At 31.2% G+C, this 23,383-nt stretch carries 26 protein-coding genes and 5 tRNA genes; 16 read left to right on the top strand and 15 right to left on the bottom strand.

Annotated elements, in window-relative coordinates; genetic code table 11:
• The first annotated feature begins 119 nt into the window (after window positions 1–119).
• Complete coding sequence (locus ELQ16_RS03665) at window positions 120–1,280, top strand: 2,3,4,5-tetrahydropyridine-2,6-carboxylate N-succinyltransferase (protein ID WP_134238224.1); 1,161 nt, start codon at window positions 120–122, stop codon at window positions 1,278–1,280.
• Window positions 1,281–1,336: 56 nt separating this feature from the next.
• Here the strand turns inward: ELQ16_RS03665 and fliI are convergent, their stop codons facing one another.
• Both fliI and folE read right to left on the bottom strand, forming a co-directional pair.
• Window positions 1,337–2,683 (bottom strand): flagellar protein export ATPase FliI, encoded by a 1,347-nt coding sequence (fliI, locus tag ELQ16_RS03660; protein ID WP_134238223.1) that lies wholly within the window; start codon window positions 2,681–2,683, stop codon window positions 1,337–1,339.
• On the bottom strand, window positions 2,683–3,255 hold the full coding sequence (gene folE, locus ELQ16_RS03655; RefSeq protein ID WP_134238222.1) for a GTP cyclohydrolase I FolE: 573 nt from the start codon (window positions 3,253–3,255) through the stop codon (window positions 2,683–2,685). The genes fliI and folE overlap by 1 nt, the downstream gene beginning before the upstream one ends.
• Before the next feature lie 132 nt (window positions 3,256–3,387).
• On the opposite strand from folE, the gene tig reads away from it, so the two are divergent.
• The 8 genes from tig to purN are packed head-to-tail and all read left to right on the top strand — an operon-like array spanning window position 3,388 to window position 11,647.
• On the top strand, window positions 3,388–4,704 hold the full coding sequence (gene tig, locus ELQ16_RS03650) for a trigger factor (RefSeq protein ID WP_134238221.1): 1,317 nt from the start codon (window positions 3,388–3,390) through the stop codon (window positions 4,702–4,704).
• The gene (gene clpP / locus ELQ16_RS03645) at window positions 4,704–5,288 is read left to right on the top strand and encodes an ATP-dependent Clp endopeptidase proteolytic subunit ClpP (protein WP_134238220.1); all 585 of its coding nucleotides are present in this window, start codon (window positions 4,704–4,706) and stop codon (window positions 5,286–5,288) included. Before tig ends, clpP begins: the two co-directional genes overlap by 1 nt.
• A 13-nt stretch (window positions 5,289–5,301) precedes the next feature.
• On the top strand, window positions 5,302–6,330 hold the full coding sequence (locus ELQ16_RS03640) for a diguanylate cyclase domain-containing protein (RefSeq protein ID WP_134238219.1): 1,029 nt from the start codon (window positions 5,302–5,304) through the stop codon (window positions 6,328–6,330).
• A 9-nt stretch (window positions 6,331–6,339) separates the two neighbouring features.
• Window positions 6,340–6,858 carry a peptide deformylase gene (gene def / locus ELQ16_RS03635; RefSeq protein WP_134238218.1) on the top strand — a complete coding sequence of 173 codons (519 nt, stop codon included), beginning with the start codon at window positions 6,340–6,342 and terminating at the stop codon, window positions 6,856–6,858.
• On the top strand, window positions 6,855–8,366 hold the full coding sequence (locus ELQ16_RS03630) for a YifB family Mg chelatase-like AAA ATPase (protein WP_134238217.1): 1,512 nt from the start codon (window positions 6,855–6,857) through the stop codon (window positions 8,364–8,366). Before def ends, ELQ16_RS03630 begins: the two co-directional genes overlap by 4 nt.
• Entirely contained in the window at window positions 8,356–9,702 is a 1,347-nt protein-coding gene (gene rmuC / locus ELQ16_RS03625) for a DNA recombination protein RmuC (protein WP_134238216.1), read from the top strand. The genes ELQ16_RS03630 and rmuC overlap by 11 nt, the downstream gene beginning before the upstream one ends.
• The gene (locus tag ELQ16_RS03620) at window positions 9,699–11,069 is read left to right on the top strand and encodes an NAD(P)H-hydrate dehydratase (RefSeq protein WP_134238215.1); all 1,371 of its coding nucleotides are present in this window, start codon (window positions 9,699–9,701) and stop codon (window positions 11,067–11,069) included. Before rmuC ends, ELQ16_RS03620 begins: the two co-directional genes overlap by 4 nt.
• Window positions 11,060–11,647 (top strand): phosphoribosylglycinamide formyltransferase, encoded by a 588-nt coding sequence (gene purN, locus ELQ16_RS03615; RefSeq protein WP_134238214.1) that lies wholly within the window; start codon window positions 11,060–11,062, stop codon window positions 11,645–11,647. The genes ELQ16_RS03620 and purN overlap by 10 nt, the downstream gene beginning before the upstream one ends.
• 43 nt (window positions 11,648–11,690) lie before the next feature.
• Here purN and ELQ16_RS03610 read toward each other — a convergent pair whose 3' ends face one another.
• From ELQ16_RS03610 to ELQ16_RS03590, 6 genes are all read right to left on the bottom strand, one after another.
• Window positions 11,691–11,996, bottom strand: coding sequence for a hypothetical protein (locus ELQ16_RS03610; protein ID WP_134238213.1), 306 nt, complete (start codon window positions 11,994–11,996; stop codon window positions 11,691–11,693).
• 32 nt (window positions 11,997–12,028) lie between these two features.
• On the bottom strand, window positions 12,029–12,151 hold the full coding sequence (locus tag ELQ16_RS10395) for a hypothetical protein (protein ID WP_279586252.1): 123 nt from the start codon (window positions 12,149–12,151) through the stop codon (window positions 12,029–12,031).
• Window positions 12,152–12,196: 45 nt separating this feature from the next.
• On the bottom strand, window positions 12,197–13,144 hold the full coding sequence (locus ELQ16_RS03605) for an ankyrin repeat domain-containing protein (RefSeq protein WP_134238212.1): 948 nt from the start codon (window positions 13,142–13,144) through the stop codon (window positions 12,197–12,199).
• A 52-nt stretch (window positions 13,145–13,196) separates the two neighbouring features.
• A complete protein-coding gene (locus tag ELQ16_RS03600; RefSeq protein WP_134238211.1) occupies window positions 13,197–13,748 on the bottom strand; it encodes a hypothetical protein in 552 nt (183 codons plus the stop codon).
• A gap of 145 nt (window positions 13,749–13,893) precedes the next feature.
• Complete coding sequence (locus ELQ16_RS03595) at window positions 13,894–14,580, bottom strand: hypothetical protein (protein WP_134238210.1); 687 nt, start codon at window positions 14,578–14,580, stop codon at window positions 13,894–13,896.
• Window positions 14,581–14,645: 65 nt separating this feature from the next.
• Complete coding sequence (locus ELQ16_RS03590) at window positions 14,646–15,293, bottom strand: PoNe immunity protein domain-containing protein (protein ID WP_134238209.1); 648 nt, start codon at window positions 15,291–15,293, stop codon at window positions 14,646–14,648.
• 114 nt (window positions 15,294–15,407) lie between these two features.
• Here ELQ16_RS03590 and ELQ16_RS03585 point away from each other — a divergent pair, with 114 nt between their 5' ends.
• The gene (locus ELQ16_RS03585) at window positions 15,408–16,244 is read left to right on the top strand and encodes a TerC family protein (protein ID WP_134238208.1); all 837 of its coding nucleotides are present in this window, start codon (window positions 15,408–15,410) and stop codon (window positions 16,242–16,244) included.
• Here ELQ16_RS03585 and ELQ16_RS03580 read toward each other — a convergent pair.
• From ELQ16_RS03580 to ELQ16_RS03570, 3 genes are read right to left on the bottom strand one after another with little or no spacing between them, the layout of a single operon-like run.
• Complete coding sequence (locus tag ELQ16_RS03580) at window positions 16,237–17,328, bottom strand: cytochrome b/b6 domain-containing protein (RefSeq protein ID WP_134238207.1); 1,092 nt, start codon at window positions 17,326–17,328, stop codon at window positions 16,237–16,239. The genes ELQ16_RS03585 and ELQ16_RS03580 overlap by 8 nt on opposite strands.
• Window positions 17,321–17,833 (bottom strand): diheme cytochrome c, encoded by a 513-nt coding sequence (locus tag ELQ16_RS03575; RefSeq protein ID WP_134238206.1) that lies wholly within the window; start codon window positions 17,831–17,833, stop codon window positions 17,321–17,323. The genes ELQ16_RS03580 and ELQ16_RS03575 overlap by 8 nt, the downstream gene beginning before the upstream one ends.
• A gap of 9 nt (window positions 17,834–17,842) precedes the next feature.
• Window positions 17,843–18,256: a DUF1924 domain-containing protein gene (locus ELQ16_RS03570; RefSeq protein ID WP_134238205.1), complete on the bottom strand. Its 414-nt coding sequence runs from the start codon at window positions 18,254–18,256 to the stop codon at window positions 17,843–17,845.
• 236 nt (window positions 18,257–18,492) lie between these two features.
• On the opposite strand from ELQ16_RS03570, the gene ELQ16_RS03565 reads away from it, so the two are divergent.
• From ELQ16_RS03565 to ELQ16_RS03540, 6 genes are all read left to right on the top strand, one after another.
• Window positions 18,493–18,570 (top strand) — tRNA-Pro (locus ELQ16_RS03565).
• Between the two features lie 24 nt (window positions 18,571–18,594).
• Window positions 18,595–18,671, top strand: a tRNA-His gene (locus tag ELQ16_RS03560).
• A 3-nt stretch (window positions 18,672–18,674) separates the two neighbouring features.
• Window positions 18,675–18,751, top strand: a tRNA-Arg gene (locus ELQ16_RS03555).
• Window positions 18,752–18,767: 16 nt separating this feature from the next.
• Window positions 18,768–18,844: transfer RNA gene (locus tag ELQ16_RS03550), tRNA-Arg, on the top strand.
• Window positions 18,845–18,849: 5 nt separating this feature from the next.
• Window positions 18,850–18,934: transfer RNA gene (locus ELQ16_RS03545), tRNA-Leu, on the top strand.
• Window positions 18,935–19,080: 146 nt separating this feature from the next.
• On the top strand, window positions 19,081–19,527 hold the full coding sequence (locus tag ELQ16_RS03540) for a DUF411 domain-containing protein (RefSeq protein WP_134238204.1): 447 nt from the start codon (window positions 19,081–19,083) through the stop codon (window positions 19,525–19,527).
• On the opposite strand, the gene ELQ16_RS03535 is transcribed toward ELQ16_RS03540, so the two are convergent.
• Genes ELQ16_RS03535 through ELQ16_RS03520 form a run of 4 tightly spaced genes read right to left on the bottom strand, consistent with a single transcriptional unit; the run spans window position 19,511 to window position 23,314 of the window.
• Entirely contained in the window at window positions 19,511–19,954 is a 444-nt protein-coding gene (locus ELQ16_RS03535; RefSeq protein WP_208335056.1) for a GNAT family N-acetyltransferase, read from the bottom strand. The genes ELQ16_RS03540 and ELQ16_RS03535 overlap by 17 nt on opposite strands.
• Entirely contained in the window at window positions 19,932–20,612 is a 681-nt protein-coding gene (queC, locus tag ELQ16_RS03530; protein ID WP_134238203.1) for a 7-cyano-7-deazaguanine synthase QueC, read from the bottom strand. Before queC ends, ELQ16_RS03535 begins: the two co-directional genes overlap by 23 nt.
• 11 nt (window positions 20,613–20,623) lie before the next feature.
• On the bottom strand, window positions 20,624–21,991 hold the full coding sequence (locus ELQ16_RS03525) for an L-serine ammonia-lyase (protein WP_134238202.1): 1,368 nt from the start codon (window positions 21,989–21,991) through the stop codon (window positions 20,624–20,626).
• A gap of 9 nt (window positions 21,992–22,000) precedes the next feature.
• Window positions 22,001–23,314, bottom strand: a complete 1,314-nt coding sequence (locus tag ELQ16_RS03520; RefSeq protein WP_134238201.1) for an aromatic amino acid transport family protein — start codon at window positions 23,312–23,314, stop codon at window positions 22,001–22,003.
• Window positions 23,315–23,383: the final 69 nt, after the last annotated feature.

Below are 23,383 nucleotides of genomic sequence, written 5' to 3'. Positions count from 1 at the left end.
AGAGATTCCTTGTGTTACTTAAAATGACAAGTCTTATATCAAGCTTTTGCATATATTTTAATTCTTTTTTGCATCTCTTTGGATATAATAAAAGTTTTAATTTTTACAAAGGAATGATAATGATTAACACCAAAGAAGATTTTTTACTTTTAATTAAACAAATCGAGCAAAAAAGCGGCTACAAAAAACCAATGGCATTTGGTATAGCAAGACTTGATAGGGGGCAGCTCAATAAAAATAAAATTTTACAAGCTAATTTTGCTTTAATTAATTACGAGCAAAATTATGGCTCTGCAGCAATTATGCTTGAAGCTTTTATGCAAAGGGGCGTGGAGATTGATTTTGATGCGAGTGAATTTGTGCAGACTTTAAAATTAGAAGATATCGATTTCGCACTTTCTTGCTTTAAACCTTTTTTAGAAGAAGAAGGGCATAAAAATATAGACATTTTAAAAATCATCAAAGACAAATTCAAAGATGAAGAATTTGCCTTTGTATGCCTTTTTGAAGACAAAGCACCTTTAAGTGTAGAAAGTGTTTATCTCAAACTTTACTTGCTTTCCACAAAAAAAGTACCTTTAAGAAGTATCAATCTAAATGGAGCTTTTGGACTTTTAAATAACGCTGCTTGGAGTGATGATAAGCCAATCGAGCTTGAGTATTTAAGAGAAAATGAAATGCGTTTGAAAATGAGCAATCAATACCCAAAAATTGATTTTGTTGATAAATTTCCACGCTTTTTAGCCCACATTATCCCTGAAGACAATACAAGAATTTTAGAAAGTTCCAAAGTAAGAATGGGTGCATCTTTAGCTGCTGGCACAACGATAATGCCGGGTGCAAGCTATGTAAATTTTAATGCGGGTACAACAGGAGCTTGTATGGTTGAAGGGCGTATCAGCTCAAGTGCTATTGTAGGAGAAGGATCTGATATTGGCGGTGGTGCTTCAATTTTAGGTGTTTTAAGCGGAACAAGTGGAAATGCCATAAGTGTAGGTAAAGCTTGCCTTTTGGGTGCAAATTCAGTAACTGGAATTCCTTTAGGAGATAATTGTATAGTCGATGCAGGAATCGCTGTTTTAGAAGGGACAAAATTCTTAGTCAAAGATAGCGAAGAACTTGCTAAGCTTAATCCAAATTTCGACTTTAGCAAAGAAATTTACAAAGGCATAGAATTAAAAGGACTTAATGGACTTCATTTCCGCCAAGACTCTATAAACGGGGCAATGATAGTAGCGCTAAATAAAAAAGCTATCAAACTCAATGAGGCTTTACACTAAAAATTTTACAGCCTATTTTGGCTGTAAAATTTTACTCATAATTTTAAAATACCATTTTATCCTTGCTTAAGATTAGGAATATTAGCATTTGCAACTTGAGTATCAATTTGCGTAAGCATTTGCAAGGTTTCTTCAAATTCAAAGCTTTCTTCAGGATTTTGCATAAGAAAATTTTGCATAAATTCTTTTTTAGCTATAGCCTCATCGAGTTCTTTATCACTTCCTTTTTGATAAGCACCAATACGAAGCAAAACTTCATTTTCTTTTAAAAGCGAATTTAAGCGTTTAAATTTCCTTGCTAAAAGTTTATGCTCAGGCGTGATAATATCACTCATTACCCTTGAGGCTGAATTTTGTATATTAATAGGCGGATAAATTCCAAAATCGGTTAGCTCGCGGCTTAAAACAATATGCCCATCTAAAATAGAACGGCTTTGATCAGCGATTGGATCACTCATATCATCTCCATCAACCAAAACCGTGAAAAATGCTGTTATCGTACCTTTACCTTCTTCTTTTCCGGTGCGCTCCATAAGTTGAGGTAAAAGGCTTAAAACGCTTGGTGGATAGCCTTTTGTAGTAGGGGGTTCGCCAAGAGCAAGTCCGATTTCTCTTTGTGCCATAGCAAAACGCGTCACACTATCCATGATAAAAAGCACATCTTTGCCTTGTTCTTTAAAATACTCTGCCACACTCATAGCACAAAATGCCCCATATTTACGCATTAGGGCACTATCATCGCTGGTTGCTACGATAATAACCGTATCATCAAGTTTTCCACCTAAATTTTTTTGTATAAATTCAGGGATTTCGCGCCCCCTTTCACCTATTAAAGCAATGACTTTTATCGGGGCTTTGGAATTTTTTACTATCATTCCCATTAATGTGGATTTTCCTACACCGCTTCCAGCAAAAATACCAAGTTTTTGTCCCACACCACAAGTTAAAAGTGCGTCTATAGTTTTAACTCCTACAGGAAAAACTTCTTCTATAAGTCCTCTTTTCATCGCATCAATGGGTGCACGCATGATAGGCATATATTTACTTGCCTCAATAGCACCCTTGCCATCTTTTGGCCGCATAAAAGGATCGACCACGCGTCCTAAAAGCTCATCGCTAACACCTATTTGCATACCTGCATCACTCATAAAGACACGATCACCTATTTTAAAGCCTTCAATAAAAGAAAAAGGGCTTAAATAGCTAAATTGCTCTTTAATCTCAACCACCATAGCCAAAGTGCTTAAATTTTCGTTTTCATTTGAAACAAGTTTTACTATATCACCTATACCTGTTTTTAAGCCTTTTATTTCGATATTGGTTGATGAAATTTTAGTGATTTCGCCAAAAACGGCATTTAAATTTTCTTTAGAAATTTGCTTTCTTAATTTTTCTAAACTCATTAAAACCTAACTTGTTTTGGAGAATTTATTAAAGAAAAAAATTCTTTTCTAGTTTTTTCGTTTTTGATAAAAAGCCCACGCAAAGCCGAAGTTGTAGTAGTAGAATTTACTTTTTGTACTCCACGCATCTCTACACACATATGTCTTGCTTCTATAACTACGCCAACGCCTTTTGCGCCAACATTTTGCATTAAAGCATCTGCAATTTGCTCAGTGAGTTGCTCTTGAATTTGAAGTCTTCTTGCAAAAACCTCAACAAGGCGTGGAATTTTACTAAGCCCAACGACTTTTTTATCAGGGATGTAAGCTACATGTACGCGACCAAAAAAAGGCAAAAGATGATGTTCGCAAAGGCTATAAAATTCTATATCTCTTACCAAAACCATTTCATTATTTGAGCTTTCAAATAGAGCATCATTTAAAATCTCTTTAACATTTTTTTCATAACCACTTGTTAAATACTCAAAAGCTTTAAATACACGATTTGGGGTTTTTACTAAACCTTCTCGATTTGGATTTTCTCCTATGATCTCAAGCATAGCTTTTACACAATTTTCAAATTTTTCTTGCACAAAAATCTCCAAGATGTTTATTTTTAAAGTAACTTGGCAAATTTTAACATAAATAACTTTAATTTTTATGCAAGGAATAAGGAAAATTTTGGTATAGTGGCAGATAAAATTTTTATTATTTAAGGAAAATCAATGGAAGTAAAAGCCAAGCAACTTGACTCTGTAAATGCTACTGCTAGCGTTAAAATTCCTGCAAGTTCTATCAATGCTGAAGTAGAAAAATTAGCAAAACAAGCATCAAAAACCGTAAAAATGGATGGTTTTAGAACAGGACATGTGCCAGTCGCAGCTGTTTTAAAAAGATATGCAAAACAACTTAATGGTGATGCTGAGAGAAATTTGTTCCGTAAAGCTGTTAGCGAAGCTTTAAAAGAATTAAAAAAAGAAGGCAAGGATCTTGTAGGCGATCCATATTTTGAAAAATTCAACCGCGAGAAAGATGAAATAAATGTTGAAATAGCTCTTTCTTTCAAACCTGATATTAAATTAGAAGGATATGAAAAATTCATTCCTGAATACTCTACTCCAAAAGTAACCAAAAAAGAAATTGATACAAAAAAAGAAGATTTGCTTAAAAGTTTCGCTACTTTAGAGTCTGTAAAAAAAGCAAGAAAGCTTAAAGAAGGAGATTTTGCAAAATTTGACTTTGAAGGCTTTGTAGATGGTAAAGCTTTTGAAGGCGGCAAGGCGCAAAATTATATCTTAGAAATCGGCTCAAAGCAATTCATACCTGGATTTGAAGAAGGTATGATAGGACTTAAACCTGAAGAGGAAAAAGACATAGAAGTTACCTTTCCAAAAGAATACGGTGCAGAGCATTTAGCAGGTAAAGCGGCAGTTTTTAAAGTCAAACTTCACGAAATACAAGAACTTAAAATTCCTGAACTCAACGATGAAATGTTAAAAAAAGTTTTACCAAATGAAAAAGAACCAACAGAAGAAATTCTTGAAACAAGACTCAAAGAACAAATTAAAAATGAAAAATTATTCAAACTTGTAAATGAAGAGTTAAAACCTAAATTTGCAGATGCTTTGATTGAAAATTTTGATTTTGACATCCCAAGAGGAATTGTAGAGCAAGAAACTGATATACAGTTTAGAAACGCTTGGAATACTTTTAGTGAAAAAGAAATTGAAGAGCTTAAATCAAGCGAAGTGAATTATCAAATCAAAAGAGATAGTTTTAAAGAAGAAGCTAAAAAAAGCGTCAAACTCACCTTTATCATAGATGAATTGGCCAAACTAAGAGGCATTGGTGTTAGTGATCAAGAATTAGTTCAAGCAGTGTATTTTGAAGCTTATCGTTTTAAAATTAATCCGAAAGAACATCTTGAAAATTACAAAAAACAAGGTGCATTACCGGCTTTAAAAATGGCTTTAATTGAAGATAGATTATTTAGCGATATTTTCTTAAAAGATAAAAATTCAGCCAAAGAAAGCGAAAAATAATGTTTATCCCTTATGTTATAGAAAAAACAAGTAGAGGCGAAAGAAGCTATGACATCTACTCAAGACTTCTAAAAGATAGAATTATTATGTTAAGTGGCGAGATAGATGATGATCTTGCCGCTTCGATAGTGGCACAATTTTTATTTTTAGAAGCAGAAGATCCTGACAAAGACATTTATCTTTATATCAATTCTCCAGGCGGTGTTGTAACAAGCGGCTTTAGCATTTATGATACGATGAATTACATAAAGCCGGATGTTTGCACTATTTGCATAGGTCAAGCTGCTTCTATGGGAGCGTTTTTGTTAAGTTGTGGAACAGAAGGTAAACGCTTTGCTTTGCCAAATTCACGCATTATGATTCATCAACCTTTGGGTGGAGCACGCGGACAAGCAACAGATATAGAAATTCAAGCAAAAGAAATTTTAAGATTAAAGTCAATTCTAAATAACATCTTAGCCAAAAATACTAAGCAAAAACTCTCAAAAGTCGAAAAAGATACAGATAGGGATTTTTTTATGAGTGCAGCTGAAGCAAAAGACTATGGACTTATCGATAAGGTTTTAGAAAAAAGCTTTAAATAAAAAAAGGGGAAACATGGATTTTGAAAGCGATGATTTTTTATCAGATTTTAACTTCGATCAAAATGAAACAAAAGAACCTCAGAAAATAAATAAAATTAGTGGGGGAGAGCTTGAAAAATTTGCACGAGCGGTATTAACGCAACTTGTTGATGATAATGTTCCTCCAACTCCTGAAAATTTTAGAATTTATTTTGAAAAAATGATCGATGGAAAGTCCATGACTTTACAGAAAAAAATTTCTGAATTAATGGAAATTGAAAGCAAAAAAGAAGATAAACAAGTCTTGATAGAAAACGAAGTCAAACGAAGCTTCTCGTCTTTAAAAATCCTACTGCAAGATATAGCTATGATTTACAAAAACACAGAAGTAATGGTTGATCTTACCCACAAAAGAATGTCAGAGCTTTCTATAAATTCCAATAGCCTAACAGCAATTAATATAATTGATACTCTAAAGATGGATTTAGAGCGCTTTTCAGCTTTACTTGAAAAATATTCTTTAAATATCAAATACAGCTTTGAAGAAGTTTCGCAAGTTTATAAATCTATAGAAGAACAAAGTGATTTTGATCCCAAATATGGCGTTTATAATAAAAAATTCTTACTGAAAACTTTAGATAATTTCAAAGAAGGTTTTTCAAAGTATAACTATCAAACTTCTTTGATTTTTCTTAGAGTCAAAGAAAGCGTTTTTGCAAAAATTTTAAGTCAAAAAGAAAAAACTATTTTGTTGAAAAATATTTCTAAAATTCTTACAAAACACATAGCAAAAGGCGATATCATCGCACATTATGAAAACGGAATTTTTGTGGCTATTTTAAAACATACCAACTTAAATGATGCAAAAAAAATATGTGAAGATTTATTAAGCTTTATTTATAATACAAACTTTTTCATGAGTGGAATTGAAATTGAAATGGATTTGGAAGCGGTGCTTACTTGCATTAGCGATGAATTTAGCAATGAAAAAATGATAGAAAAAGCCATCAACGCTTTGGAACTTACAGGCAAAGAAACACAGCAATTTGCTGTGATAAATTAAGGGCAAAATTTGAAACGAGAAATCATCACTTATCCTAACAAAAACCTTTTTTTAAACTCCAAAGTTATAAGCGAATTTAACGAAGAATTACACATTTTATTAGATGATATGTATGATACCATGATAGCAAATAATGGCGTTGGTTTAGCGGCCATTCAAGTCAATGTTCCACTTCGTGCTTTACTTGTAAATATCCCAGATGAAAATGAAGAGCAAAAAAAAGAAAATTTACTTGAAATCATTAATCCTCAAATCGTCCCTTTAGACGATGAAAAAATCAGCTTTACCGAAGGTTGTTTAAGTGTGCCTGATTTTTACGAAGAAGTCGAACGCTACAATCACATCTTACTCAAATACCAAGATCGATTTGGGAATTTTAAAGAACTCGAAGCTAAAGGCTTTTTAGCAGTAGCAATCCAACATGAAAACGATCATTTAAACGGACATTTGTTTATTGAAAAGCTCTCTTTTTTAAAAAGAAAGAAATTCGATAAAGAATTCAAAAAACAACAAAAAAAATCTAAATGAAAAAATTAAAATGTATAAGCTACGATGAAAATTTAGACATCATTGATGTAGAATCAACTCTTACAAGAGGCTTGCCAGGTTTTGGTATAGTAGGTCTTGCAAATATAGCCATCAAAGAAAGCATTGAACGCATTAAAGCCACTCTTTTAAATTGCAATTTTAACTTCCCTGCTAAAAAAATCACCATTAATCTAAGCCCATCGGGTATCCCAAAAAGGGGCTCACATTTTGATTTAGCTATTGCCACACTTATACTTTTACACAATGAAGACTTGCAAGACTTCTTTGTAGTTGGAGAATTAGGGCTCGATGGGAGCATTAAAAGCACCAATGAGCTTTTTTCTTTGCTTTTATTTTTATCCGCAAAAGTCAAAAATGCTCGCGTGATCGTCCCAAAAAGCATAGCTTTAAAAGCTTCTATGATACCGAATTTAGAAATCTTTGGACTTAAAAATTTAAATGAAGTCATAGAATTTTTTAAAGAAAAAAACTATGATAAATTTAAATTTTCCCAAATCCATCCTTTATTTGAAAATCCTATCATTTTAAATGATGAAATTTTCATAGCCAATCAAAATTTTGCTCTTGATTTTAGCGATGTTAAAGGTCAAGAAAATGCCAAAAAAGCTTGTATGATCGCCGCACTTGGTATGCATAATATCTTGTTTGAAGGCAGTCCAGGAAGCGGCAAAAGTATGTGTGCAAAGCGCTTAGTATATATCATGCCTCCTCAAAATTTAGATGAAATTCTAATGCAAAGCGCTTATATGTCTTTAAATTCTAGCGAATGTGAATTTTCGCAAACTCGAATTTTTAGACATCCACATCACACAAGCACTAGAGCTAGTATCTTTGGCGGTGGAACAAAAAACGCAAAAATTGGCGAAGTTGCCTTAGCAAATGGGGGAGTTCTATTTTTTGATGAATTTCCACATTTTTCTAAGCAAATTATTGAAAGTCTAAGAGAGCCTTTAGAAGATCATAAGATTCACATTGCAAGGGTAAATTCCAAAGTCACCTACGAAACAAAATTCAGCTTCATAGCTGCACAAAATCCTTGTCCTTGCGGAAATTTATTCTCGAAAAATTTATCTTGCACTTGCAGTGAAGTTGAGATTAAAAAATACAAAAACCGCATCTCTGCTCCTATTTTAGATAGAATCGATCTTTATGTGGCAATGGATGAAATTTCAGCTAAAGATAAAGCAAGTTTAACTTCCAAAGAGATGAGCCAAAAAATTTTTGAAGCCTTTGCGTTTAGCAAAAAACGTGGACAAAAAGAATTTAATGGAAAATTAAAAGATGAAGATATTAAAAAATTTTGCATAATGGAAAATTCAGCTCAAGAAATTTTAAATTTAGCCATTTCTCGTTATAAACTTTCACAAAGAGGTATCAACAAAACCTTAAAAGTTGCTCGTTCCATTGCAGACTTAAATGCCAGTGAGTTTATCAACAAAGAGCATATTTTAGAAGCTTTGAATTTTAGGATAAAAAATGCTTTATGAATTATCATTAATTCTAGCTTTTTTATGCTTATTGTTAATAAGTTTTATTTGGATAAAATCCTCTAGCAAAAACACAGAAAAAGAAAATGCTATTTACAAAGAAAAAATACAAGAACTACTCAATCAGCTCCAAGAAATAAAAATAAAAGAAGAAAAGCTTATCCAAGAAAAAATACAATTGATTTCAAAATGCGAAGTATTGGAAAATAAAAATTCAGAGAGAGAAAAATTAAAAGAAAGCTATGAAAGAAAATTACTTGACTTAGAAAACAAACTAAACCAAAAAGAAAGCGAAAAAGAAGAGCTTCTAAAAAGCTATGCTCAAGAAAAAGAAAAAATCAAAGAAGATTATCAATGTAATTTAACTCTTTTAGAAAAAAAATTTGAAGAAAATCTAAAAAATCAAAACTCCACTCTCATCAATCAAAACAAAATCATACTAAATGAAGATGTCAAAAAACTTTTAGAAGAGATTTTCTTACCTGTTAAAAAAAGCGTAAAAGAATACAGTGAAAGATTAAACCATAATGAGATAAGTTTAAAAACACATATAGAAAATATGTTTAAATTTAGCCAAAATATGGGTGAAAATGCCGATAAGCTTGCAAAAATTTTAAAAGGCGATAAAAAAATTCGTGGTAATTTTGCAGAGCTTCAACTCAAATCTGTGCTTGAAAATAGTGGTCTAGTTGAAGGTTTGCAGTATAAATTGCAAGAAAAATTTAAAGATGAAGGCAAGACTTATATCCCTGATGCGATTGTGTTTTTAGATAAACAAAAAAGTATTATTATCGATGCTAAGTTTTCTTTGCCTAGTGATTTTAGTTTTGAAGAGTTAGATTTAAGCGTATGCAAAGAACTTGCATTTAATCTAAAAGCTAGGATAGATGAACTTGCCAAAAAGCCTTATGCGCAGTTTGATAAACACACTCATGAGTTTGTTTTGCTTTTTGTGCCTTATCAAAATATTTTAGATTTGATTTTAAGTGTTGATGCGTCAATTTATCAATACGCTTATCAAAAAAAGGTCTATCTAACCACGCCAAATACTCTTTTTATGGCTTTAAATACCATTGATATTTCTTGGAAAAACATACAAAGCAATGAAAACATTTTAAAAGCCTTTGAAGAGCTGGGTAAATTTCATGATAAATTTGCGGGTGTTTTAGAAGATTTTGATAAAATAAAAAACAACATAAAAAGCTTAAATACAAATATAGACAATATGCAAACTAAATTAAATAGTGGTAGTGGTAATTTAGCTTCAAGGGTTGTAAAACTAAAAGAACTTGGTGCTAAGACAAATAAATTAATTACTTGTGAGTTTAGCGAATGAAAACAATTAGCAATGATATAAAATTACTAGAGCAAAATGCTATAAATAAAGGCTTAGATGAGCTTATTTTAATGGAAAATGCAGGGCTAAATTTAGCTAAGCTCATCAAAAAAGAAGCCAAAAAAATTCGCAAAAATTTTAAAATCAAAAAAGTAAAAATACTTTTTTTACTAGGTGGTGGCAACAACGCAGCAGATGGCCTTGTGGCTTTAAGAAATTTAAAAAATGCAAAGGCTTATAAGCTAGGTTTTAGAGAAAATGAAACTTTTAAAAAACAAGAGCAAATTTTAGAAAATTTTGGTTTTAAATTTATGCAAAAAGAGCCAAAATTGAAAAAATTTCACATCATTGTTGATTGTATTTTGGGTACGGGGATTAAGCGTGAAGTAGATGAAAAAACAAAGCAAATTTTAGAAAAAGCAAATAAAAGCAAAGCTTTAAAAATCGCTTGTGATATACCGACAAATTTGGGCTTTTTACCTTGTTTTAAAGCAGATATTACGCAGTGTATGGGGGCTTTGAAAGAAATCTTACTTGAAGACTTTGCTAAAGAATTTGTAGGCAAAATTAAGATTGCAAATTTAGGCGTAAATGATAAATTATTTAGTCCTAATCAAAATGCTTTTTTGCTAGAAAAAAAGGACTTAAAAACCATAAAAAGAAGCACGAGTTCCAATAAAGGTAATTTCGGACATATTTACATAGTAGCAAATGAAAGTGCAGGCACTTTAGCGGGGCTTGGAGCTTTAAATTTTGGTAGCGGGCTTGTATCATTAGTCGCTAAAAAAAGCTTTTCGCCACTTTTAATGATAAAATCAAGTCTTTCAAAAGAAGCAAGTGCTATATCTTTAGGAATGGGACTTGAGAATCTAAATATCTTAAAAGATGAAATTTTGCAAACCATACCTTTGGTTTTGGATGCAAATTGCTTTTTAAGTGGGGCTATACTTTGGTATTTAAATAGAGAGGATGTTATCATCACGCCACACCCAAAAGAATTCACAAGACTTTATAAAATGTGTTTTGATGAAGATTTAAGTGTAGAAGTTTTACAAAAAAACCGCTTTTTTTATGCTAAAAAATTCGCACAAAATTATAGTTGCGTTCTTGTTTTAAAAGGTGCAAATCCCATCATCATACAAAAAGAAAAACTCTATGTGATAAATTTAGGAAACGAAGCCTTAGCAAAAGGCGGAAGTGGAGATGTTTTAAGCGGTATGATGGCTGCACTTTTGGGTGCAAAATTCACTCCTTTAAAAGCAGCAAAAAACGCTTGTTTGGCACATGCTTTGGTAGCTAGAAAATATAAATTTAACAAAAATAGTTTTGATGCAATAAAACTCATAAAAGGATTAAAATGCTTGTAAAATTAGCCGTGCTTTTTAGCGGAAATGGTAGTAATTTAGAAAATATTTTAAATCATCTTCATCAAAAAACTATAGGTTCAAACACTTATGAAGTTGTGCTTTGTCTTTGCAATAAAAAAGACGCCTTTGGCATACAAAGGGCTAAAAAATTTGGCCTTGAAAGTGTGATTGTCGATCATAAAGATTATAAAAGTAGAGAAGAATTTGATGAAATTTTGGTACAAAAAATCAAAGAAAGCGGAGCAGATCTTGCAATTTTAGCGGGATTTATGCGAATTTTAAGCCCTATTTTTACAAAAAATATCAAAGCCATTAATCTTCACCCCTCATTACTCCCACTTTTTAAGGGTGCAAATGCCATAAAAGAGAGCTTTGAGAGTGATATGAAAGTGGCTGGAGTGAGTGTGCATTGGGTAAATGAAGAATTAGATGGTGGAAAAATCATCACTCAAAAAGCTTTTGAAAAAAAGAATTTAAGTTTTGAAGATTTTGAAGCAAAAATTCACGCCCTAGAGCATGAAATTTTACCTTTGAGTGTGATAGAAATTTTTGAAAGTAAAGTTAATTTACCAAAATAACTTTTATTGTTAAAATATTTTTTTAAAAAATTTAATGATTTTTTCATTTAAAATCTTTCAAAGCATCTATAAAATCTTTTATATTGCTTACTTGATCTTCTACCCAATCTTCTATACTATAATCTTCATCACATTCGCTATCTTCATTATAATAATCTCCCCCTTCAAAGTCAGCAGGATCATCATAGAGTTCCATTTCTATATGTTCTAATTCAAATTCCAAATCATTTATAAAATTGCTAAGATTTGTGCTATTAAATGTCCTTTTGTCATATTCTAAAATGGCGATTAAGTTAGGTGGTAAAATAGCTTTATATTTTTCATCGACTTTTAAATTGCCATTTTCCACTAAATTTTTATATTCATAGCTTAAGATGCTACTTATAAAAGCTCTTCGCTCGTATTTTTTAAACCATCTAAAGCACCTTTTAAATAACTATCATTTTTAAGATAGTATTTAAATACTTCTTGTATATCTTTATCCAATAAATTTTTATTTTTCATTATCTTTCCTTATAATTTATTTTAGCAAAGTAAATTTCTATTCCCTCATTCACTTTCTTTAGCCTTTTTTATAGCATCGTTTAAAAGTTTGGAATATTCATCATGATATTTACCCAATAAGTCAAAATCAGTTTCTCCATCAATTTCACAATGAGAAGAATCATATGCTGGTAAATTAAATTTCTTTCTGATTTGTTCTGAAGTCATTGTTCCTGCATCTTTTAAAAGTTTTTTATTTCTAGATCCTTTTGCAATATCTAAAGGGGTGCTTGGGGTAGCAAAATTTACATTGGCTCCAAGTTCGATTAAAAGCTGTGTAACCCTATAGGTTTCTGCTTCTTTTACAGCTTCAAATAAAAGGGTTTCATTGTATTCACTCTCTTGAATAAGTCGGGTTTGCATATCTACATTAGCTCCTCCTTTAATGGCTAGTTCTAATAATTCATAATTATTGCGTCTAGCCCAAAAATGCATAGGAGTCCAACCAAATGATCCTTCATCATGCACTTCAAATTTAGCCCCACGATTGACTAGATACTTAATGATATGAGAGTTTGGATTATCAGCGCTTAGTATATAATCATAGATTAAAGCGTTTTGATAAATACAAGGATCATCTTCTACTTTTTTCATTAAAATATATTTATCATTAGCTTCTTTGATGTGTTTCATGTCACTATGATAGAAATTATATTTAGAATCTTTTAAACTTAAACCATACTCATCAAATAAATAATCTAAAATAGAAAAATCATTATTATTTTCTTCGCAAGCAAATGCAGCCCTTAATATCAAATTCATAGGCTCAAATAAAGGATATTCTTCATTTTTATTTTTAAAATGAAGCTCATAACAAGATATTTTTACAGGATAATCTTTTAAAATATCTTTTACCTTAGCTAAATCATTATCATCTATAGCTTCAAGAACTAAATCTTCTAACTCATCTTTTTGTTTGTAATTCATAGCTTTGATATCTTCTAGTTTTTTCATTTGTTTTTCCTTTCTTATGGTATTTGTTTGATAAAACCTAACCTTAAAACATTTACACAAAGCTAATCCTATTTTGTTTAATCATTCTAGCACGATTGATAAGAGCATAAAGGGCTATATCTTCATCATTATATATTTCTCCTTCAAATTCTTCATCCCCATCAAACTCAATACTTTTCCATTCTATAATCTCTGCTTTAGCATTAGTGATAAAAGAAATATATTTATCTCTTTGTTTATCGTGTTTAATACCTGCACATAAAGGTTTAAGTGCTTCATCATACCAAATCACTTCTAGATTTTCTTCTTTGATGATTCTTAGTGCTACTTCTTTTGTTAGATATCCTTTAATGTCTTTTCCATCGTATTTTCTTCGCTTATAATTCATCTGCAACATTTTATCAATGGCTTCTTTTTCACTATCAAAAGAATACTCAAGTTCAACACCTCCCCTTTCTCCAATATAAACAGCTTCGTATTTATGATTGTTAGGATTAAACCAAATTGTAAAATGATATTCTCCTGCTGTATTATCATAATCACGCCAAGTTACATAGATTAACTTTTCTTCTTTTATAATTAATTCTGCTTGTTCTCTTGTCATTATTGCTCTTTATGGTATTCTTTAATGAAATTAATATGTTATTTTAATTGATGAATACAGTATTTATTAATCAATCTTCACATACTAAAACTTCACTAAAACTAAAACCTAATAAATTGTTTTCTCTTACGCATTTTAGAAAATCCTAACAAAGATCATTTTCTATAGAATGTTTTAAAACATCAAATACTTCTATACTTCCATCATCATATTCTATAGTAAAGTCTCTTTCTTCAATGGCTTTTTGATTATTTTTTAGAATTTTTAATGCTTGTTCTTTTTGATTAAGTTCTATAAGTAGTAAAACTTGCATTAAGGTTCTATCTTGCCAAATAGTATCTTCATTTTCTTCATAATTGTAAATAAAATCATAAAGCCCTTTTATTGTGTTAGTAGTATCAGTTTTAAAAGCTTCAATAAGAGTATCTATACTTTCTTTATAAGCTTTTAAAAAACTATGATAAGAATCACTTGGCATATCATCTAATCCAGATTGTTTTAAATCATTCAAATTGGTAAATTCCATACTTTTAAAAGAAAATGGAAAAGATCTAACGCCATGTTGATTTAAAATTTTAAAATCTAAATTAGGCTGATCAAGTCCTATTATCTTACATAAAATTTCATCACTTTTCATAGATTTTACTCTAAAAGAAACACTAAAACTTATGCAATCATCTTCTTCTAAATAATGTTCAAAAGTAAAAAGTAAGTCGTCAAAAACACCATAAGTGATAAATTCTTCTGTTTTTAAACCATATTGTGCTGAAAATTTGTCCAGTTTTTTGCAAAATTTTAGAACAATATCATCTAAGATTTCTTGTCGTATCATTTAAATTCCTTTTCAAGTTTTTTTCTAGCCATGAAAAGCCTTGTGGGTTTTTAAACCCACTAAGATTAAATTAAATCATAAGGAAAGTATTTGTATTGTTTAAATTCTTCTTTTTTATCCAAATTCATTAGCTTTACAATTGCTGCACCTTCAAGATCCCAAGTATCTAGAGGATCTCTTAATCTTGTATGTTTTTTCATATATTTATGTAAAAACTCAATATCTTGAGTTGCTACAAATTCTTTAATAAGCTCGTGTTCTTTGCGAATACATTTGCGTTCTAAATTTAAATTCTTACCCTTAGAACCTATAAAATGTAAAAACCAATCTCTATTGAGAATATCTCTTCTTTTTCTCTCATCTTCTTCTATTAATTCTAATACACAAGCACTATCCATATCTAGTAATACTCTAATACAAAGTTCAAGAGCATTTCCATCAAACCAGCTGATATCCAATCCTTTTTCTAAACGATTTTTTTCTTTTTCTAGTATGTATGCTTCTAAATCTTTTTTAACTAGATTTATATCATCACCACGAGAGTATTTATCCATAGCAAGATGAAATTTTCTATCTTCTATACAAAAAAGACAAGTTTCTCTTTGCCCAAAAGGAAGCTCTAAAAGTATTTTTTCGGATCTTTTAATAGATTCTTCACTTTCTATTATCTCTTTAGTAAAATACGCTTCATCTTTGCTAGTATCCCTTACCATTTTTTATCCTTTTATTATGACAAATTTTAGTTTATCCAAATTATCTTTAAAACACTATTTGCTTTAAGACTATAAAATTACCCTTTGAAAATTTCACAATCAATAAGGAAATTAATGTTTGAATGGATATTTAGCCCTGATGCTTGGCTTACTCTTATCACGCTTGCTGCACTTGAAATTGTCTTAGGTGTAGATAATATCATCTTTTTAGCAATTTTAGTAAGCAAACTTCCTGCACAACACCGCGACAAAGGAAGAATTTTAGGTCTTGGTTTTGCGATGATTACTAGAATTTTGCTACTTTTATCACTTTTTTGGGTTATGAAACTCATCAATCCCTTATTTTCAATCTATGTAGGTGATGTATCAAAACTTAGCGAAGTGGCTGTAAATTCTATAGTTTTTGGGACTTCGTTTTTTGCATTTTTTGGCGGAGGTATTCCTGATTTAGAAACTTATTGGGGTGAAATTTCAGGAAGAGATTTGGTGCTTTTCTTTGGGGGATTGTTTTTAATTTTTAAATCCATCAAAGAAATTAAAGATGAAATTTTACACAATCATAGCGAAGAGGAAAATATTAACCATATCAAAGTAAGCTCTAAACTTTGGGTGGTGGTGGCTGAAATTGCCATTATTGACATTGTATTTTCCCTTGATAGTGTAATTACTGCTGTAGGTATCGCTCAAAATATCGAGATCATGATTATTGCTGTGATTTTAGCTGTTCTTGTGATGCTTTTTGCTTCAAAACCTATTGCAGATTTTGTGGAAAAATATCCTAGTATTAAAATTCTAGCTCTTGCTTTTTTGATTATGATAGGCGTTGTTTTAGTTTCAGAAAGTTTAGATTTGCATTTTGGAAAAGCTTATATTTATGTTGCAATGGTATTTGCTTTGGGGACTGAAATTCTAAATATCATTGCAGCTAAAAAGAAAAAACAGATTAAATAATCTGACTTTTTGAAAAAAATCCTTCTTGGGCGAATTGATGACAATTTTGACAATTTGCCCTACTTTTCACTTTTGTCGAGTGAAAAACTTCCTCTGGTATTTTGCGGTGTGTTCTTTTATAAAAATTATAATTTGTTATAGCTATCTCATTTACATTTTCATTTTTTAAATTCGCTTTAAATTTGGTATTAAATTCTTCCATTGAATTCTTTTCCAAAAAAGACAAAATCGCTTTTCTATCCATCTCGTCCAAACTAGCATCATCTCCAAAATGATTTTCCAAATTATTCATGATATTATTCCACGCTTTTTTGGGTAATAAATAAGAAACATAAGCTATATGACAAGAACCGCATTCTTTTTGATAAATGCTATAATCTTCGTTTTGCATATAGGAAAAATCATATTTTAAATCTTTAATACCGATAATTTGATTTTTGGGATAAAGCAGATAGAAAAACAAGGCAATAAAAAACAATAAAAAACTTGCGAAAAATATTTTTTGAAAAATATTCAAAGATACACTTTCGTTTATATTTGTATTTTTGTATCCATGTATCATAGAGTCTAAAGCATCGGCTTTATTGTAAAATTTATCTATCAAAACACCTAAAATGTGAATCACTACAACAAATACAAAAAAATTAACAAAAAATTCATGCAAATCTTTAATATATGAAAATACATCATATGTAAAATACAATTTTGCAAAAAATCCCGCTCTTTCTTCAACACCTAAAGCCAACATTCCGCTGATAAAAATCAAAATTCCCAAAATAAGCATTAATATTATAGCTATACTTGAAGCTGGATTGTGTCCTATATGTTTTTCTTTTATTGCTAAAATAGAAAATAAATATTTGGCAAGTCCTTTGAACTGAAAGTCTTTAAACAAAGAATATTTTGTCCCCACAAAACCCCAAATAATACGAAAAGCGATAATAGCAAAAAACAACACGCCCAGCAAAGCATGGTAATAAAACAAATTATCAAAATCTGAAAATAAATACGATAAAAGAAAAGTAACAATCAATAAAACATGTAAAAAACGATTTACAAAAGTCCAAATATAACTCTTAGTCATTCATTCTTCCATAATTTGGTATATAAACATCTTCATCATTATAAATTCCCTTATCTGCTTGTTTATGACATGCGGTACATCTTGCCAAAGATCCCACTTCTTTTTGCTCTATTAAGTGTTTTGGAATTTTTCTATGTTTTTTCTGCAAATAAGGAATTTGCGTCAAAGAAGTATAAACTACACCATTTTGGAGAGAATTAGTGATTTTTATGCTTCTTTTATAATTAGATTTTTCGCTCGAATTTTCCAATAAATATGCCAAAATTTTCCTTGCATCATTTTCATCTAAACTTGCATCGCTTCCATAATGATTTTCTAAATTATCCATTATGTGTTGCCAAGAGCTACTAGGTAAAAGCCCTGGCTGATAAGCAAAATGACAACTTGCGCATTCTTTCTTATACAAATCATTATTTACAGGAGCCACATCAGTTGTATAATAATTATAATCTTTCGCATTTAAAATACCAACAAACACAAAAATAACAAATAAAAGCTTTTTCATAATCCATCCTTATTGTTTTATAAGATAATAAAGCACATCACCTTTTTCTATCGCGCTTCCTTCACGCAAATACACATCTTTAAAATTTCTTTTAAGCCATTTTTTCACTTCTTTAACATCGCTAAGTCTGTTTTTATTTACACTTGGTGCTAAAGGTGCTATGGTTTTATTTGTAAAAATATTCGTAGCTTCCTTTGTCAAATCAGCATTATGACAACTCTGACAAGAAATCAATTCACCATTTTTGCCTTTATTTTTAGTGCTAAAAATAATTTCACCTCTCTTAGTATCAAAATCAACAAAACTAGGATTTTCACTTTTTGCTTGATTTTTCAATTCATTAATGTATTCTTGCATAGCTTGATTAAATTCGCTTGAAAACAAATATGAATTTAACACCAAGATTAAAAATATTTTTTTCATACCCTTGCCTTTATTGTGGAATTAAAAAGGTAATTTTCACTCAAATAGTGTGAATTATATATGAATTTTATATAAATAAATAAAAATATTTTTTAACTATTTTATATATTTATATAAAAAATTTAAATTATATTTATAATAAATCAAAAAATTATTTTTGCTTTCCGTCTATAATAAATCAAAATTTCTCTTGACTTTTGAAATATTTTTATATACAATATTGCTTTTATTTTTATCGGGGTGTAGCGCAGTCTGGTTAGCGCACTTGGTTTGGGACCAAGGGGCCGAAGGTTCGAATCCTTTCACCCCGACCATTTTCTATAAATTTATACAAAATGGTGAGTGTAGCTCAGTCGGTTAGAGCATCAGATTGTGGTCCTGAGGGTCGTGGGTTCAATTCCCATCACTCACCCCATCAGCGCTCGTAGCTCAACTGGATAGAGCGACAGACTTCGGATCTGTAGGTTATGGGTTCGATTCCTATCGGGCGCACCACCAAAATTCTTTATATGCGTTCATAGCTCAGCTGGATAGAGCAACGGCCTTCTAAGCCGTAGGTCAGAGGTTCGAATCCTCTTGGGCGTACCACTTTTGCGGATGTGGTGAAATTGGCAGACACGCCAGACTTAGGATCTGGTGCAGCAATGCGTGAAGGTTCAAGTCCTTTCATCCGCACCACTTTAAATCCCTTTTTTATACTTAAAACATTTATAAAGCCATTATCGCTTTAAATGGTTTAAAAAAATAGCTCTAATTGCCAAAAACAAGAGCATTGTATTTACTCTTAAAAAGTATTATTTCAAAACAAATTTTAAAGGATAAAAATGAAAAAAATTACCTTCACTATGATAGCAATTGCATCTTTTTTGCAAGCAAAAAATTTAGTCATTTATGAAAGTCCAACTTGTGGATGTTGTGATCTTTGGGCTCAATATATGCAAAAAAATGGCTATGAAGTTAAAACAATCAAAACCAATGATTTCTTACAAATAAAACAAAATTTAGGTATTAAAGAAGAATACCAAAGTTGCCACACGGGAGTAATTGATGGTTATGCCATAGAAGGACATGTGCCACAAAGTGCAGTGGCGTGGCTACTTGAAAACAAGCCTAAAGGAGTGATTGGAATTTCAGCGCCAAATATGCCACAAGGAAGTCCTGGAATGGAGCAAGGTCATTATGAAAAATATCCTGTAATTTTGATGAAAAAAGACGGAAGTTACGAACTTTATGACTTTTTTATAGGTGATAAAGCTATCTCTTCATTTTAAGCAAAACAAAGCCAAATTCATCTACATATCTATCATAAATTTGAAAGCCTAATTTTTCATAAAATTTCAAGGCTTTTTCATTATCAAGATTAACTTCAATCTTATCAAGCTCAAAATGAGTGATTGCAAAATTTACGAGGCTAGTGCCGTAATTTTTGCGAAAAAAATTTGGGTGGATAAAAAGCATTTGAATGCTTGTTTGACAAAAGCCTAAAAAGCCTACAAATTCATTATTTTCATAAATAAATAAAAACTCAATGCGTATAAAAGCCTCATCGCCATTTAAATATTGTTTGATTTTACTTATATCTTCTTCTGTTAAAAAATGATGACTCGCTCTAACACTTTGCTCCCAAAGCTCTATCAAAGCATTTTTAAGCTCTGAACTTAAACATTTAAAATGCCTAATGCGCATTTTTATAAGCAATTTTATCTTTAAAGCCCGCTTCTTCAAAGCCTCTTAAGCGAAGCAAGCAACTATCGCATTCTCCACAAGCTAAATCTTGACTTTCATAACATGACCAAGTGAGCTCTAAAGGCACATTTTCACTCAAAGCCAAAGCGACAATTTCAGCCTTTTTAAGATGAACAAGTGGGGTTTTAATCTGAGTTTTAAAATCCTTGCTCGTGCCTTCATTGATAAATTCTTGCGCCTTTTGGATAAAGCTTTGCGTGCAATCAGGATACCCACTACTATCTTCTTCTACTACGCCGATAAAAATACTTTCACAATTTTCTTTTTCGGCTAAAGATCCTGCTATACTTAAAAAAATTCCATTGCGAAAAGGCACATAAGTAATAGGTGGGGTATCGCTTTTATTAAGTTCATTTTTAGGGATATTTATATTTTTGTCTGTTAAGGCATTTCCACCAATATTAGCTATAAAACTTACATCTAAAATATAAGATTTTTCTACTTTTAAAGCCTTGCAAATTTGTTTAAAACATTCTTTTTCTTTTTCTTGTGTGCGTTGATTATAATCAAAATGTAAAGCAATAATTTCATAACCTTGCTTTTTAGCCAAATAAGCACACAAAGTGCTATCCATACCCCCGCTAATAATACAAAGTGCCTTTTTGCTCATTTTTTATCCTTTTAACAAATACTTTTTAAATTTGTAGCTAAACCCCCAAGCGAAGTTTCTTTGTATTTTAAATTCATATCCTTGCCCGTTTCATACATAGTTTTTATAACCTCATCAAGTCCTACAACAGGAGTGCTTTTTCGCGTCATTGCCATTCTAGCTGCACTTATGGCTTTTATAGCCCCAAAAGCATTTCTTTCTATACAAGGAATTTGCACCAGCCCAGCTACTGGATCGCAAGTTAAGCCCAAATGATGCTCCATAGCCATTTCAGCAGCATTGCAAGCCACATTCGCCTTTGCTCCTAAAACCGTTGCCATAGCACCTGCTGCCATTGAACTCGCACTACCAATCTCTGCTTGACATCCTGCTTCAGCACCACTTATACTTGCATTTTTCTTATAAAAAGAGCCTATAAGCATAGCGGTGAGTAAAAAATCAATCGCCTTTTCATCATTAAAACCCACGGTATGATTTTTAAGATAAAGCATCACAGCTGGCACAACCGCACAAGCTCCATTTGTAGGTGCAGTAACAACCCTAGCACCACTTGCATTTTCTTCAGCAATAGCAATAGCATATAAAGAAATAAAATCAATAATCCCCATAGGATCCGTAGTCATTGCCACGCGCTCATTTAAACCTTTTGCACGACGCTTTAAATGAAGTTTTCCAGGAAGATAATCTGAATTTGGATGAATTCCATTATAAAAAACCTCTTGCATCACTTCCCAAATTTCTAAGCAATACGCCCTAATTTCTTCTTTGGTAAAAAACTGCAACTCATATTCATAAGAAAGCTTTGCTAAATTCCAGTTTTTTTCTTCACAAATTTTTAAAGCATCTTTAGCATTGTTGATATTAAGCTCTAAGGGTGTATGCACAAATTCATCTTGCCCTTCTTGTTGTTTTTTTAGCTCAGCCTCACTCATCACAAACCCACCGCCAATAGAATAATAAATTTCTTCTAAAATCAAACCATTTTCTTTATTAAAAGCACTAATTTTTAAACCATTTTCGTGCAAAGGTAAAAATTCTTTTTCAAAAATCAAATCCTTTTCATAGTCAAAATCAAGCTCTTTTATCCCATCTAAAAGCAAAATCCTTTTCTCTAAAGCACGCTTAAAAACCTCATCTTGCAAACTCGCGTTTAATTCTTTAGCTTTTAAGCCACTAAGCCCCCATAAAATAGCCTTATCGCTTAAATGCCCTTTACCTGTTAAAGATAAAGAGCCATAAAGCTTAATTTCTATTTTAGAAATTTCATCAATGCGAGTTTTAATTTTTTCACAAAACATATTACCCGCCAATAATGGTCCCAAAGTATGAGAAGAGGAAGGACCAACACCGATTTTAAATATACTTAAATTACTACCCATTAAAAAGCCTTAAAAAGTATAAATCACGGTAATTATAGTTAAAATTCCCGTAATAAAAACAAAAGCATCTAAAGCTTTGTTTTGGAATTTTTTCATTTTTGAAACCGTATAAATTGCAATAATTGGCATTAAGAACAAAATTGCCGCAATGATTGGACCACCCAAACTTTCTATAAAACCCAAGATACTAGGATTAATATAAGCAGTGATTAACATGATCACATACATCGTTAAAGTTGAATAAATCGCAATCTTTTTTAAATTTGGATTTTCATTGCCCGCTAATTTACAACACTTTCTAACTATACCATAAGCACCCTCTCTAGCACCAAAATAATGTCCAAAGAACGAACTAGAAATTGCTAAAAATGCGATTAATGGACCACCATAAGAAATAAATGGATTATCAAGCTTATTAGCAAAATAAGAAAGCACAGGTATGTTTTGCGCTCTAGCTTCAGCAAGTTCGGCTGGAGTTAAAGAAAGCACACAAGATACCACAAAAAACATAACAAAAGCAAGTAACATTACAGAGGTTCTAAGCAAAATTTGATTTGCTTTTTGTACTGAATTTTCAGGATATTGTCTTTTTACACTTAAAGAAAAAGTAGAAATTGCTGGTGAGTGATTAAAAGAAAACACTAAAACCGGCAAAGTAAGCCATACTATAGTGATAAATTCTTTCGCTCCAGGTACTGCACTAAAACTCTCAAAAGACCAATAAGGGATAAGATATAAAGAAAATGCAAAAAGTATAGCGCATAAAGGATACACAAGCCATTCACACACTTTTGTGATTAATTCTTCACTAAAAAGCATAATAAGCATAAAAATACTTACCAAAATAAAGACCAAAAACAAACGGTAAACAGGCAATAAACTTACCACGGTTTTTCCTCCAACATCCGCACTTACTTCATACATAGCACGAATGACATCCGAAAACACACCTTCTGAATTTAAAAGGGGCAAAAATTGATGATAAATAAAACTTTCAAAAGTATTAGTTATACCCACACAATACGCCAAACAAATAGGAAAAATAGCAAAAAAATAAAGAATAGATATAAAAATACTCACTTTTCTACCAAAATACTCTTCAGCCGCATGAGTGATATCCTTATCATTACCATTTGCTTGACATACAAAACGACTTAAAGCTCTATGGCTTAGATAAACCATTGGAAAAATAATAAAACACATTACAACAACAGGCCAAAAACCACCCACACCGGCCTTAATAGGCAAAAATAAAATCCCCGCACCAACTGCTGTCCCAAACAATGAAAGCATCCAACGCGTATCAAAAGAATTCCACTTCATTTAAACTCCTAAAAATTAAAAATTAAATTATACCTTGATAAACTAAAAAACTCTTTTGATATTAATCAT

This window comes from Campylobacter sp. US33a (genome assembly GCF_004378855.1).
GTDB lineage: Bacteria > Campylobacterota > Campylobacteria > Campylobacterales > Campylobacteraceae > Campylobacter_D.
This window is presented reverse-complemented; position numbering and strand designations above follow the sequence as displayed.